Genomic DNA, 12,204 nt, shown 5'->3' on the forward strand with positions numbered 1-12,204 from the left:
TCACCTCGAGCCCAATCTCACCGAACAGGAAGTCATAGACATACCGGTTGATGAAATGGCCGCAGTTCGGATGATTGTTGCGACCGGTCTTGGCCAGGCCGAGAACGCGATGGAGGTTCACGAAGAATGGCTTTTCAAACCGCTTCTCCCATACGCGCACCTCGGGCGAGAGGATGTTGAGGCGCAGGAGATCGCGGGTGACGGGCTGGTTGCGGCGCATTTCGATGAACGCGACCGACACCTCAACCATCAGATCAGACGCGATCGGCTTGTCAGAGCGACTGATGATGTAAAGCGCCTGCGCTTCCGTAAACCAGAAAGCACGCCCCTGGCGACCGCCGCCTTGCTTACTCGCCAAGTGCTCCGAGCGTACTTGGTTGATTTTGTTGAGATTTCCAAGATGATCTCGGACAAGGCGACGAAAAGACTTCACATCGCCGTAGCCAAGATGATCGGCAAGATCCACGTCACTGACGCGAAGCTCGCCATCAGTCTGGACCTCGATACGGAAAGGCACGATCTCCGCACTCATGGGCGGGCCTCCGTGGGGGTGCGGTCAGCGCCTACGAGAGCCGCAGCATTTATTTCGATCCCAGCATGTCGAGCCTTCTCAAGAATTTCTCCCTGATAGCGAGCAGGAATGAACCCTGAACCTTTCCATGACTGGACAGTCGAGGGCGGCTTATCGAGCAGTTTGGCCGCAGCGCGCGTGCCACCTAGTCGAGTTATGATATCGGTAGCGATTGTCATGTGCGGAATGTGCGCCATGTCCGCACATATAGCAAGCGGAATTTCCGCACTGACTGATGTGCGTTTTTGTCGCACGATGCGCCCATGACAGACGAACTACCGCGCCTCAAGCTCAAAGCTCTCCGCAACCGCGCTGGGTGGACTGTAAGGGCTTTTGCCGATGCTATGGGATACGGCGAGAAGCAGTCCTCCTATCGAACCTACGAGGACACCTATAAGAAGCCGTTTCTACCGATTGATTTTGTAGAGAAGGCCGTGCCTTTGCTCGTAGATAGGGGCGAGCCGCCTATCGAACTACGAGAGGTATGGGAACTTGCTGGCGTTTTCCCAGGCGAGATGGGAATTCGCGAAGGTATCGAGCGCGCCAAACGGGTAGAGGCCGCCACGCACCCGGCCCAAGGCACGGTGGTCGTAAATGAATACGACATCTCTCCGCAGGCAGGATCGGGGGCATTGATTGATGAGAGCGCGGGCGGGGAAGAGGGGCATGCTCCCGTTGCATCGTGGGCTATGCCTAGAGGCTTTCTGGAGAACTATCTTCCTGACACGTCTGGGCTGGCAGTCGTCAGAGTGATCGGCAACTCGATGGAACCTGATTTCCTCCCCAGCGAACGAGTTCTGGTCGATACCCGTCACCGGCAACTCAGTCATGATGGAGTCTATGTTCTATGGAATGGGCATGGCGTAGTGATCAAGCAGCTTCAACTGGTCCCCAACTCAGCCCCAGAGCGCGTGCGTATCATCAGCGTGAATCCGACATATCCAAGCGACGAGGTGGATCTTGCTGATATTCACATCAATGGTCGCGTGGTCGGAAAATGGCTGTGGAAGTGACGCGAGAACATTTCAAGCGCGGGAACATTGCGGTTTGGTGAGGATATGAGGATGAATGGGGGGCTTTTGCTATGGAGGTATTAGGTCGGGTGCGGAGGCTAATTGGCGAACCCAAGTTTTATACCGATCCCGCTCAGTCATGGTCAATTGACCCCGCCCCGTCCCGTTACACGCCATTTACTCGGTCAATGAGGTTGCCCAGCGTTGATTGGACATGGCGTGCCCTGCGTTGCGCGAGCACTGGGAACGATTACGTCCTTCTATGTCGGGTGAACATGCGCGTCGGAAACTATCAGGCATGGCTTCTAATGGAAGTTGCAGGGGGTCTAACGCTTATGAGTAGACTTGAAGACCATGGCAGTCATCCTGGGTTGCACATCCACTCTGCGTGCGGGGATGAGATCCCAGAGGCAGGAACTGACTCCATAAGGTCGGCGCCAACCGGTCAAAAACTTTTTAAGGTCCCCAATCGTGGGGGGAGGAGAACCGTTCAAGGCGAGACATTATCATTGTTCTGGAATACCGCCTGCAAGATCTATAGAATCTCGCCGCGTAACACATCGCAGGGAGAGCTAGAGGTATGAATGCTGAGTACCTCAAGAAGGAGCTATGCCGAGCATTTTGCTCCGAACTCTCTGTCCATGAAGTGCCTGCGGGCTTGGCTTTTAGCGGCCTGTTTGAAGACCTGAACGGCGATAGAGTCTCCGGCTACCTCATTCGGGATCGCGAAAATCCTTATCTCACTGATGACGGATCATTCCTCAGTGACCTAGAGTCGGTTGGCATCGATACCTTGGGGGGAACTCGAGCCAAATTCTTGGCGAGTGTACTAGCGACCGGGAATGCCTTCGTCGATCACAGCACCATGACAATAAGAACCCCCGACCTCGACAGCGAACCTTCACCGCTCGAGATCACACGCTTCCTCTCTGCCCTCGTCAGGGCGCAAGATGTTGCTTTCTGGAGCAAAGAGCGGGTCAAGAGCACCTTCGCCGAGGACTTTTACAACGCCCTTGATGCGCGTGTCTCGAGCCGTGCGAGGCTCAGGCGAAATGCCACGATTAACGATAGCCTCATGGATTTCCCGGCGGATATCCTTCTTGAGCCTTATAATGGAGGCATTCCTGTCGCCATGTTCCTGGCTCAAACGGTCGAGCGGTTGAACGAGGCGACCCTACTGGCTCAAGAAATGAGGATACGCGGAGAGCGGGCTGCTAAGATAGCTGCCGTCAGCGACACAGGCGATGGACTCAGCTTTGCAAATCGCAAGGTGGCGAGGGCGCTAAACAGGATCGAAGGGCTTATTGTATACCGACAAGATGAAGAAGCGGCCCTCGACCGCATTGTGCGCTTAGCGGAATTGCCGGTAGCTGCTTAGCTACACTCCCGAAGCCCGGCCCAGCCGGGTTTCTTTTTGTGCGCGATGTGCGGAAAAAACGCTTGACCAACGTGCGGAAACGACGCGCATTGACCCCGTCACCACCGATGGGGAAGCCAGATGGCAACCCATCGACAAACGGATGGGATGCACATGAACAAGATCTTACGAGCGCAGGCGAAGTCGAAGCTCCAGGCTTCGCTGAAGTGGCAGGAAGAGCACGGCAAATGGGCGCGCAGTCATGGCGCAGGCCAGTTCTCGTGGCACTCCCACGCTCAGCAGCGGCGGATTGATAACCGCAGGGTATTTACCTCGCCATCACGTGCCGACCGTGCCGCCAGTAAGGCGCGCCGCGCTTCTGTTACTCCGGTGCGGGGGGCGAAGTGATGGGCACCGATAAATCCACCGCCTTCAATGACGCATTCGAAGAGGCAGACCGCGACGAATACGAGAGCGTATCGGTCGATCGCGCAAGACACACCCGCTCCTACCTGGAAGACCTCGTGAGCGAGAACGAAGAGATCGCCTCGTTCACCGTCGCCGAGATCATCGAGCATCTGAACCGCCTTATCTGACCCCGCTTGACGCGACCCCGGTACGCCGGGGCCGAACAAGCCGGGTTTCCGGCCAGTGTTTCCAGTGATGGAGAGAGAAGATGGCATATCCAGACGGAATGCAGTTCCGGAGCTGCGATACCCGCAGCCCGTATCATCGCGCCAATGCGATGAGCAACTATCAGACGGCGGTCAGCCAGGACACAGAGATCGCAGACGAGATCCGCGAACTGATCACGCGCACAGAGCAGCAGGTGAACGCCAAGCTGTCCCACGTGAATGACCGGGGCGCGTTCGATACGGACGAGCTTGATTGCCTGTTTTGTCGCCTTGGCGAGGCGCTGCCGAACCGTGCTGTGCTCGAGCAGAGGGCAAGGTGATGGGCAACGGGATTTACGCACCGTTCCTCATGGACGTGCATGACAGGCTCATGGCCTCCGCCGAACTGCACATCAAAGCCGCCGAGGCATTGCGGGGCAGCGACCAAGCGACCGCCGACACCCTGATAAGTCAGGCGCACGGGGACCGATCGGCCGCAACGTCGCTTCTGTGGTCCATCGAGAGCTTCGGAAGGTCGGCAAGCGTGCCGGTGGTGCAGGAGGCCGCGCGATGACGATGGATTTAGTTGCAGCGCGCAGCGTCGCCAAAGCGAAAGAAACAGGACTTACAGCTTTTCTCTGGCGCGACAGGACAGGCGAGTTCCACCGGATCGACCGAATGGAAACGCGCCATCTGTTTTTCACGCTTCGGATGATCTGGAACAACCATATGCCGAGGGACGCAAGAGTGGGAGACGTTCGCCTTTATTCGTTCGGCCCTTACTACACGCCCTCTTATTTCCGGGACGCTATAGCGGCAATTTTACCAGAGCTTCGCGGCAGGAATGACATTCGTCGCGAATGGATGCGCCAGATCGAGCAGATGTTTGCTTATTTCAATAACGCAAACCGTATTCAGTCAGGTGCTCCCTTGCGTGTGAGTGCCGCACAATGACGCCCGCTCGACGCGCTGACCTATCTGATAAGGATCTGTCGGGCCTCGTAGCGTTCGTGACGGCGCGCGGGAGCGAGGTTCTGGCCCCAACGAACGAATGGGAAGTCGCACGTTTCACCGGGCCATCTGGCGTCTGCGTGATCTACCAGAACGCAAAGGGCCGCCTCGTATGGCACGGCGGCGCAGATGCAGCTTGGGACGCATGGAAATCAGCCTCGGACTGGCGGGCGAACAAGCGCACGAAGCGCGGCGCGTCGAAGCGATGGGCACGATTTGCAACGCTGACGGCCCGTGACGGCAATGCCTGCTTCTATTGCGGGAAGCCGGTCACGTTCGAGGATTTCACGATTGAACACTTGGTTTCGCTGACCCAGGGCGGACCTGATCACATCGCAAATATGGCCGTTAGTCACGCGCGCTGCAACGCAACGGCAGGCCACCTGTCGGTTGTTGAAAAAGTGCGGCTGGCTGAGGGAATGAAGGGATCGGCGCAATGACGCCCGCACAACACGACCTCGCGAAGGCAAACGCAGTCCTCAAGCACCTGCGCAACGAAGCCTGGGGGCTCGATGCGACCCCGCTCCGCAAGAGCCTCATCCAGCAGTGGGAGGCTCAGCGGACTGAGGCAGATCGACGGATGATTTCTGAGTTGTGGGGGGAACGCTCATGAGCGGGAAATGGACGCCGGAGAGCGCGAAGCCGGTAGCTTGGTGTCTCATGACGGCAGATCGTCAGATCATTAACGGAATTCATGCAGAAAAAGGTTACGCCGAGGCATACCAGCACAGGAGAGGTTCCGACGCTCTCACCGCCCTCTACACCTGCCCCGACAACGCCATCACATCGGAACTGGCCGACGCTCTGGAAGCGATGGTCGAACGCTTCGGGCATGACATTTTCACGATGCCCCCGGAGGATCGTGATCTCCTGACGCGCGCCGTTAGCGTGCTCGCCGAGGCGAAGGGAGAGGGGGCGTGATCATAACCAAACCCGGCATCTATGAGATGGATGCAGCCGAGTATCACGCCGATCCTTGCCCGGAGGCCAGCTTGTCGAATTCGGTAGCTCGGATCCTCCTGGACGAGAGCCCGAAGCATGCCCGGTTTGCTCACCCGCGGCTCAACGTAGAACGCGAACCCGTCGAAGTGACGGCAGCTATGGACTTCGGAACAGCACTGCATGCGCTCATCCTGGGAAAGGGAGCGGGTGTAATCGAGGTTGAGGCCAAGGACTACAAGACTAAGGCCGCCCAAGCCCAGCGCGAGAGTGTTCGTGAAGCTGGGGGGATACCCTTGCTCTCGGAGGCATTTGACCGGGTGCATGCCTGCGCTCAGACGGTGCTTGCGAACATGCGACAGCGCGAGGACTGCGCCGAGTTCTTCTGGCCTGGTCGGTCTGAGGTCGTGATGATTTGGCAGCATAACGGTATCTGGTGCCGAGGCATGGTTGACCGCATGCCCGATGACCCACGCGCACCGCTCTTTGACCTGAAGGGCACGATGCTGAGTGCCAATCCGAGTGAGTGGGATCGCCGCATGATCAAAGCGTACCGGACGCAGGATCGGTTTTACGCACAAGGCGCGAAGATCCTGCGCGGCGTCGAGCCCCAGCCCATGCGCTTTGTCGTTGCCGAGATGAAGCCGCCATTTGCTGAGGCTGTGCTGACACCTGCGCCAGGGTTGCGAGGGATCGCGACGCAGGACGTTGCCCGCGCACAACGCATCTGGGGCGAGTGCATGCAGTCGGATCAATGGCCCGGATACCCACACACGGCGCATATCGAAGCGCCCAACTGGCTCTTGCGTGAAGTTGAGGAACAAGCCTTCCGCGATGATGCCTTGGAGATGATGCAATGACCTTCACTATTCGTCAGGCCGTTCGCGGCAAAATCGGCCTTCTATTCGGCATTGCCGGGGCATCAGGGTCGGGAAAGACCTTTTCTGCGCTTACGCTCGCAGAGGGCATCAAGGGTGAGGGCGGCAAGATTGCCGTGATCGACACCGAAGCAGGGCGCGCTTTGCACTATGCGCCGAAGCCGGGCGCGAAGGCCGAGCCAGAGAACGGCACCTTCGATTTCCTTCATCTGGATTTCCCTGCGCCGTTTTCCCCAGAACGCTACATCGAGGCGATCAAGACAGCCGAGCAGGCCGGCGCCACGGTGATCGTGATCGACAGCATGTCGCATGAATGGGATGGCGAGGGTGGTTGCGCAGACATGGCGGAACAGGCCGCCATTGCAGCGGCGACAGATCGCAATGGCAACTTCCAGGCATGGAAGGCCGAGGCCATGACTGCGCCAAGCTGGAAAAAGCCGAAGCAGTTGCACAAGCGTATGATGGCTCGCCTGATCCAGACGCGCACACATCTTATCTTCTGCCTCCGCGCTCAAGAAAAGATCAAGTTCGAGAAGGTCAGGGACGAGTGCACGGGACGCGAGAAGAATGAAATCCGGCAGCTTGGCTTTATGCCGATCTGCGAGAAGTCATTCATGTTCGAGCTTTCGGGGTCGATGACAATGCACCCTGAGACGCCAGGACAGCCCCGTTATGACCTTCAGCGCAAGCTGAACGCCGAACTCCAGACGATCTTCCCTGAAGGCGAGCGCATCACCGTGGAAAAGGGAAGCCGTCTCCGTAATTGGGCAGAGACAGGCGAGGATAGGCCGCCGATCGACAAAGAGGCGGAAGCCGCCCGTGATCTGATCGAGGCCATACAGGATGCCGATGAGACGAAGCTGCAGCGCATCACGGCATCTGCAAAGACGGTCGCTTTCCGCAAGCGTCTGACTGAAGGCAGGCCGGATCTCGCAGAGCGCGTTGACCAGGCAATTCAGGACGCAGTGGCCTCGTTCCTGCCGGATGACGGCGAAGATGCCGGCTTCAGGGGAATGTCTGAGACCGAACAGGTGCCCGCATGACCGCCGCAGCCTTCCGCAAGATAGAGCGCGGCCTGCTCGAAGCGTTGAATATCGCGCAGGTAGGCGACGGGGAAATAGCGGATCGCCTGACGAGAGAGCAGGCGGCACTGGATGCAATACGCGACCGGATAGCGGCGCAGGGACGAGCGCAGGAGGCCGTGAAGGGCCGGAGCGCAGGGGAGAGACGGGGATGACCCACGAACAGAAGCCGGGGGGCGTGGAGTTTCGGACGCTTGAAACTCAGGTCAGTGAATGCGCTCGCGATCTTCACGCAAGCCTGATCGCGCTTGAAGAAAAGCTATATGCCGAATTTGCGGAAGCAGAAGATAGAGGCGCGGCAGAGCAGCGCCGGAAGGATGCGGAGGGGGCGGGTATCGCTGGATATATCCCTGCGGATACACCCAATTTCTTCGCGATCTCAGAGGCAAAGTACGCGTCGACCGCCATGCACCGGAAGCCATTTCCGAACGATGTGCCGGTTTATTATCGCCCCGCCAACGTCGCCGCGCTTGAGGCTCGGGTGAAGGAGTTGGAGGAAGAGAACGAGCGGCTGAAAAAGCCGGAATGGGTATGTGACGAAGAGACGTCTTATGCAGATGTGCATGATGCTCTTTCACAAAGGGATGATCCAATACTCGAAATAACAAAGTTTACGGCCTGCAGAAGCGTCAGAGATATTTGGGCATTCTTGGACGAAAAATTTGTCGTTCACGAGTTTGCTACAGGGATAGAGGCCAAAAACGCAGCCGCAGCCATCCGCGAGGGAGGCGAGCATGGGTGAATGGGAGAAGGTGCAGGCCACCAAGGATGCTATCGTCGGGTTCGCGATGCGCGATCCTGAAATATCCGTTCATCTCGGGGCGCTCTATGGCGTGGCCGACATAGCCGAAGATGAGATCACCATCGTCAACGATTGGGGTGGAGAAGTCAGTTTTCCTCGGTCGGCATTTGACAATCTGGGAGGCTTCCTGGCCGGGACGTTTATCGAGGAGTTCCGCCATGACTGACCCCACCCCCTTCAATCTCCTCCTGGGCGAGCGGGTGCGGCGGATGATCGTCACACAAGGCCGGTCGCAGGAGAGCGTGGCCGTCGAGGCTGGGATTACGACGAGCGCGCTTCAGTTCCTGCTCAAGGGCGGAAACAGCACGATCAGCACGGTGATGGCCGTTCTGTATGCGCTGGATGCCGGTCCGTCAGACTTGGACGCGATCTATGCTGATTTTGCTGAGCATCAGAAGGAGAGGGCGGATGGGTGAAGTCGTCTATTGCTCGTTCTGCGGCAAGTCTCAGCATGAGGTGAAGCGCATTGTCGCTGGTCCGTCCGTGTTCATCTGCGATGAATGCGTGGCTACCTGCATGGAGATCATGAGGGAAGCGGAGATCAAGATTTTATCCCGGCGTATTGCGACGTTTCTGCTGCGCGTGCGGCAGCTTCTCAAGAGAGGAATAAGGAGGGCGGATTATGGGTGAGGGAATGCCTCGGCTGCTTACCGTGAACGCAGCCGCCTCAATCGTGGGGTATCACCCCGAGACACTGCGCAAGGCGATCAGGGAAGGTCGTCTCGAAGCCTACAGACGGCCACGCGGGACACGCATCGAACCCGACGCCCTCAAAGCCTGTATGGACCTGTATCTATGCCCCGCGAGCGACCAGACCGACCATTTCTCGAGCTATACCGGGGCGCGTACTGCGTTGTCTGGTGGGAAGGCGGCAAGAGACGGCGCACCTCGACGGGCTATGCGGATGAACGCCGCGCTCGACAGGCACTAGCTGACTTTGAGGAGGCGCTACACAAGCGCCCCTCGCGCCAATCATTTGCCGAGGCACTGGACGCCTATGCCAAGTCGCGCATGGGCAAGGTTGAGGCAATGAAGCGCCTGATTGAATGTACGGTGCCGCTCAAGGAAAAGATGGGACATTTGCGAGTCGATCAGGTCGGCCAGCGGCAGTGGAACGAATACGCCTCGACCAGGGTCCGCAAGCCCAATCCGCGCCGCAAGAGTTTGGATGGATACGAGCCCCAGCCGGTTTCTCCCGGCACGCTACGCCGGGAATTCAACGTCATGCGCGCCGCGCTGCGCCAATCATGGAAGGACGGAAATCTAACAAAGCCGCCTGTTCTTGAGGTGCCACGAGACAGCGCGCCTCGCGATCGCTTCCTCACCAAGCAAGAGGCACGCCGCTTGCTCGATGCGTGCGAGACGCCTCATATCCGGATCTTCCTCGCGCTCGCCATGTTTACGGGGGCTCGCAAAGGCTCAATCCTCGCGCTGACATGGGATCGGGTGCATTTCGATTCTGGTCGTGTGGATTTTCAAGAGCCTGGGCGCAGCCTGACGGTAAAGCGGCGCGCAGTCGTGCCAATGGTACCGGCCCTGAGGAAAGAGCTTGAAGAGGCTTCGCGTCTGCGAACCTGCGATTTTGTAGTGGAGTGGAACAGCAAGCGCGTCACGTACGGGCTGCGCTGGTCGTTCAAGCGCCTCTGCGAGCGAGCAGGGCTGACGTGGATGCCGACGCCTCATCACTTCAAGCACGGCGTGGCTTCCTGGATGGCCATGAATAAGGTGCCGATCGATCAGGCTGCGGATTGGCTGGCGACAGATCCTAAGACGCTGTGGAACGTCTATCGTAAATTCGACCCGAGTTATCTGGAGGGAGTCACGTCGACCTTTGATCTGTAGGTGTTCGCTTGGACACTTACGGTGCCTGTGGATAACAGAGAAACCTCAATGTTATCAATGGCGTCCCATAGGGGATTCGAACCCCTGTTGCCGCCGTGAGAGGGCAGTAACAACCCTTGGTGTTCCTGAGGGTAAGAAGACAAATCCTTGATTTCCATGCATTTTATATCACCACATGTCACTGCTTGTCACCCCTGATCTTCCTCCGTTTGGCTCATAGTTGGCTCATGGCTCAGCCACATTCAGTTGACGTCTCTATCATCTGACGGCTTAATAAGAGGCTTCGTTTCCGAACGCTGGACTCATGGCCGATAAACCTGATCCTCTCCGACCGGCCGTGCTAAACTACGAGGATGCTGCGCGCTATCTCGGCATTTCTTCTGGGCGCTTACGCAATCTCAAGTGGATGGGTATCGCTCCGAAATCCATCAGCTATGGCAGACGCGACGTGCGCTTTCGCGTGACTGATCTGGACGCATGGCTCGACCAGAAAGCAGGCGTGGCATTGCCACCCGAACCAGCGCGTAAACGCCCCAAGAGACCGCGCAGAGGTCTGACCGTCTGGCTCGTTCCAGCCCTGCTAGGTCTCATTAGCCTCATCATCTGGCTGATCAGTCTGTTCCTGTGACGTATTCGGGTCTGGTCTAATCTGACCATTACGGCTCAAAAACGGAAGATGGTTTCACCGAGTAGGGAGCTGGAGTCACGGCGAAGGGCGCAGCTTTTTCGCTCTCAAGCCCCGTTGCCAGCCGTTCTGCCTCTGCCTGGTCCAACTTCCTAAAAGCGACTCGCGTCACGTATTTGGCTTTTTCAAGATTGCCGGTCAGCTTGCATTTCATGATCTCTGCCTTTGTCTCACGAGGCAGTTTTGCTGGCGGCATCCAGATAGCCTTCAGCAGATCCAGATCTCTCCTGGCCCTATCGCACTGTGCAACATGGCGTGCTTTCCAAGCGGCGATCTCCTCCTGCCTGCGCCTGTCGGCCTCGCGGCAGAGTGTGACAAGCCATTCTTTGCATGTGTCCCGCCTGACGATTTGCTGAAGCAGCTCACTATTCTCTCTCCGTAGCCGCGCATTGGCCTCTTCGCGTTCTGTCGGCACAGGCAGGCAAAGCGGTTCAGGCGGTGTAGCCCGCAGGCCCAGATGCCAGAATACGGTCTCCAGCAGATAGCGCAGGATCTCGGCCAGCATTTTCGCGAGCCGTTCGATCTCCTCGTCGAGATGAGAGAGGCGTTTCTTCTTCGATAGGACGAACACCCTGTCCCGCAGAGCGTCACGCTCTTGTCGTGTTTCCTGCAGCTGTTTTCCGGCCTGCCAGAGCTGTCTGCGCGTGTCTTCTATCTGCGCAAACAAAGCTGCGCCTTGTTCATCGACAGAGCGCCGTGGACCATACTCCATAGGCGGTCTTGCATTCAGCACCGTGCGGCATGCCCTGGCTTCACATTTCCACTGCTGGATGTAATGAGCAAAGTTCGGTGGCAGCTCATCGATACGATCCAGCGAAACGATCTTTGGCTGTTTGGGCGAGGGCAGTGACGGCCTTGCTCTTACAGCCGCTCTGGCAAGTGTTTCCGGGTCACGCCTCAGTTGCTCGAATGGTGGCAGGAGCAGGCCACTCTGCTCTCCATGACGTTCCATCGCGTCCGTCTTCAGAGCTGCACGCTCCAGGAGCGGTTTGACTGCTGCCCTGATATCACCGCGCTTTGGTCTTGCCGCTTCATCCACCAGAAGCTGGCGGAAATCCTTCATACGGATCTTGGTCAGACGCGTGAAAGACCCGATCAGAACGCCGTCTGACGTCTCAATGATATGCGCGTCCTTGCGCGTATCCTGCCGGTCTCCGGCACGCATAACCCAGCCCTTCGTCTTCAGCAGGGCGCGAAAACGGTGCAGCTGATTATCCGACTGCGCCCAGAAGGAGGCGATGGTCTTCTTCGCTTCAGCAAGATCCAGCCCCTTTCGCTCGGCTATACGACGTGATTGCGAGGTGTAGGCTGCACGTGGAAGGGGTCGTGACGCGTGTTCTGAATTGGAAGGAGCAGATGATGTGTCAGGAGATGCTGGGACTGATAGTTGCTCATTAATGGTAACAGGTC

The 12,204-nt window shown here is 57.9% G+C and carries 19 protein-coding genes, 1 tRNA gene and 3 pseudogenes; 19 read left to right on the forward strand and 4 right to left on the reverse strand.

Translation table 11 applies throughout. The features are described from left to right. Nucleotides 1-532: P63C domain-containing protein (locus WFJ47_RS15815; protein ID WP_336764291.1), on the reverse strand; the 532-nt coding region annotated here is incomplete at its 3' end. Then, nucleotides 529-768, reverse strand: a complete 240-nt coding sequence (locus WFJ47_RS16595; RefSeq protein WP_408868673.1) for a carph-isopro domain-containing protein — start codon at nt 766-768, stop codon at nt 529-531. The genes WFJ47_RS15815 and WFJ47_RS16595, both read right to left, overlap by 4 nt. Before the next feature lie 66 nt (nt 769-834). Here WFJ47_RS16595 and WFJ47_RS15820 point away from each other — a divergent pair, with 66 nt between their 5' ends. The 18 genes and pseudogenes from WFJ47_RS15820 (at nt 835) to WFJ47_RS15900 (ending at nt 10,109) form a co-directional block, all read left to right on the forward strand. Beyond that, entirely contained in the window at nt 835-1,584 is a 750-nt protein-coding gene (locus WFJ47_RS15820; protein WP_336764292.1) for a S24 family peptidase, read from the forward strand. A 580-nt stretch (nt 1,585-2,164) separates the two neighbouring features. Then, on the forward strand, nt 2,165-2,962 hold the full coding sequence (locus WFJ47_RS15825) for a DUF1828 domain-containing protein (protein ID WP_127100794.1): 798 nt from the start codon (nt 2,165-2,167) through the stop codon (nt 2,960-2,962). A 153-nt stretch (nt 2,963-3,115) separates the two neighbouring features. Then, on the forward strand, nt 3,116-3,349 hold the full coding sequence (locus WFJ47_RS15830) for a hypothetical protein (protein ID WP_336764294.1): 234 nt from the start codon (nt 3,116-3,118) through the stop codon (nt 3,347-3,349). After that, nucleotides 3,349-3,537: a hypothetical protein gene (locus tag WFJ47_RS15835; RefSeq protein WP_336764296.1), complete on the forward strand. Its 189-nt coding sequence runs from the start codon at nt 3,349-3,351 to the stop codon at nt 3,535-3,537. The genes WFJ47_RS15830 and WFJ47_RS15835 overlap by 1 nt, the downstream gene beginning before the upstream one ends. A gap of 80 nt (nt 3,538-3,617) precedes the next feature. Beyond that, nucleotides 3,618-3,896: a hypothetical protein gene (locus tag WFJ47_RS15840; RefSeq protein WP_336764298.1), complete on the forward strand. Its 279-nt coding sequence runs from the start codon at nt 3,618-3,620 to the stop codon at nt 3,894-3,896. After that, nucleotides 3,896-4,129 carry a hypothetical protein gene (locus WFJ47_RS15845; RefSeq protein ID WP_336764300.1) on the forward strand — a complete coding sequence of 78 codons (234 nt, stop codon included), beginning with the start codon at nt 3,896-3,898 and terminating at the stop codon, nt 4,127-4,129. The genes WFJ47_RS15840 and WFJ47_RS15845 overlap by 1 nt, the downstream gene beginning before the upstream one ends. Next, entirely contained in the window at nt 4,126-4,509 is a 384-nt protein-coding gene (locus WFJ47_RS15850) for a hypothetical protein (RefSeq protein ID WP_336764301.1), read from the forward strand. The genes WFJ47_RS15845 and WFJ47_RS15850 overlap by 4 nt, the downstream gene beginning before the upstream one ends. A 137-nt stretch (nt 4,510-4,646) precedes the next feature. Continuing rightward, entirely contained in the window at nt 4,647-5,006 is a 360-nt protein-coding gene (locus tag WFJ47_RS15855; RefSeq protein WP_336764302.1) for an HNH endonuclease, read from the forward strand. 220 nt (nt 5,007-5,226) lie between these two features. Beyond that, complete coding sequence (locus WFJ47_RS15860) at nt 5,227-5,487, forward strand: hypothetical protein (RefSeq protein ID WP_336764303.1); 261 nt, start codon at nt 5,227-5,229, stop codon at nt 5,485-5,487. Between the two features lie 26 nt (nt 5,488-5,513). Beyond that, on the forward strand, nt 5,514-6,365 hold the full coding sequence (locus tag WFJ47_RS15865; RefSeq protein ID WP_336764304.1) for a PD-(D/E)XK nuclease-like domain-containing protein: 852 nt from the start codon (nt 5,514-5,516) through the stop codon (nt 6,363-6,365). Beyond that, entirely contained in the window at nt 6,362-7,426 is a 1,065-nt protein-coding gene (locus WFJ47_RS15870) for an AAA family ATPase (protein ID WP_336764305.1), read from the forward strand. The genes WFJ47_RS15865 and WFJ47_RS15870 overlap by 4 nt, the downstream gene beginning before the upstream one ends. Then, nucleotides 7,423-7,620 (forward strand): hypothetical protein, encoded by a 198-nt coding sequence (locus tag WFJ47_RS15875; RefSeq protein WP_336764307.1) that lies wholly within the window; start codon nt 7,423-7,425, stop codon nt 7,618-7,620. The genes WFJ47_RS15870 and WFJ47_RS15875 overlap by 4 nt, the downstream gene beginning before the upstream one ends. After that, nucleotides 7,617-8,207 (forward strand): hypothetical protein, encoded by a 591-nt coding sequence (locus WFJ47_RS15880; RefSeq protein ID WP_336764309.1) that lies wholly within the window; start codon nt 7,617-7,619, stop codon nt 8,205-8,207. Before WFJ47_RS15875 ends, WFJ47_RS15880 begins: the two co-directional genes overlap by 4 nt. Further along, entirely contained in the window at nt 8,200-8,433 is a 234-nt protein-coding gene (locus tag WFJ47_RS15885; protein WP_336764310.1) for a hypothetical protein, read from the forward strand. Before WFJ47_RS15880 ends, WFJ47_RS15885 begins: the two co-directional genes overlap by 8 nt. Next, a complete protein-coding gene (locus tag WFJ47_RS15890; RefSeq protein ID WP_336764311.1) occupies nt 8,426-8,683 on the forward strand; it encodes a helix-turn-helix transcriptional regulator in 258 nt (85 codons plus the stop codon). The genes WFJ47_RS15885 and WFJ47_RS15890 overlap by 8 nt, the downstream gene beginning before the upstream one ends. Continuing rightward, nucleotides 8,676-8,801: pseudogene (locus WFJ47_RS15895) on the forward strand (ClpX C4-type zinc finger protein); the annotation flags it as partial. The gene WFJ47_RS15890 and the pseudogene WFJ47_RS15895, both read left to right, overlap by 8 nt. Nucleotides 8,802-8,901: 100 nt before the next feature. Beyond that, a pseudogene (locus WFJ47_RS16600) lies at nt 8,902-9,033 on the forward strand (helix-turn-helix domain-containing protein); the annotation flags it as partial. Nucleotides 9,034-9,062: 29 nt separating this feature from the next. After that, entirely contained in the window at nt 9,063-10,109 is a 1,047-nt protein-coding gene (locus WFJ47_RS15900) for a site-specific integrase (protein ID WP_336764313.1), read from the forward strand. Between the two features lie 58 nt (nt 10,110-10,167). Here WFJ47_RS15900 and WFJ47_RS15905 read toward each other — a convergent pair. Beyond that, nucleotides 10,168-10,250, reverse strand: a tRNA-Ser gene (locus tag WFJ47_RS15905). Between the two features lie 163 nt (nt 10,251-10,413). On the opposite strand from WFJ47_RS15905, the gene WFJ47_RS15910 reads away from it, so the two are divergent. Beyond that, entirely contained in the window at nt 10,414-10,737 is a 324-nt protein-coding gene (locus tag WFJ47_RS15910) for a helix-turn-helix domain-containing protein (RefSeq protein ID WP_336764315.1), read from the forward strand. Nucleotides 10,738-10,765: 28 nt separating this feature from the next. Here the strand turns inward: WFJ47_RS15910 and WFJ47_RS15915 are convergent. Continuing rightward, nucleotides 10,766-12,204, reverse strand: a pseudogene (locus WFJ47_RS15915) (hypothetical protein); the annotation flags it as partial.

Source organism: Asaia sp. VD9 (genome assembly GCF_037150015.1).
In the GTDB taxonomy this organism is placed as follows: domain Bacteria; phylum Pseudomonadota; class Alphaproteobacteria; order Acetobacterales; family Acetobacteraceae; genus Asaia.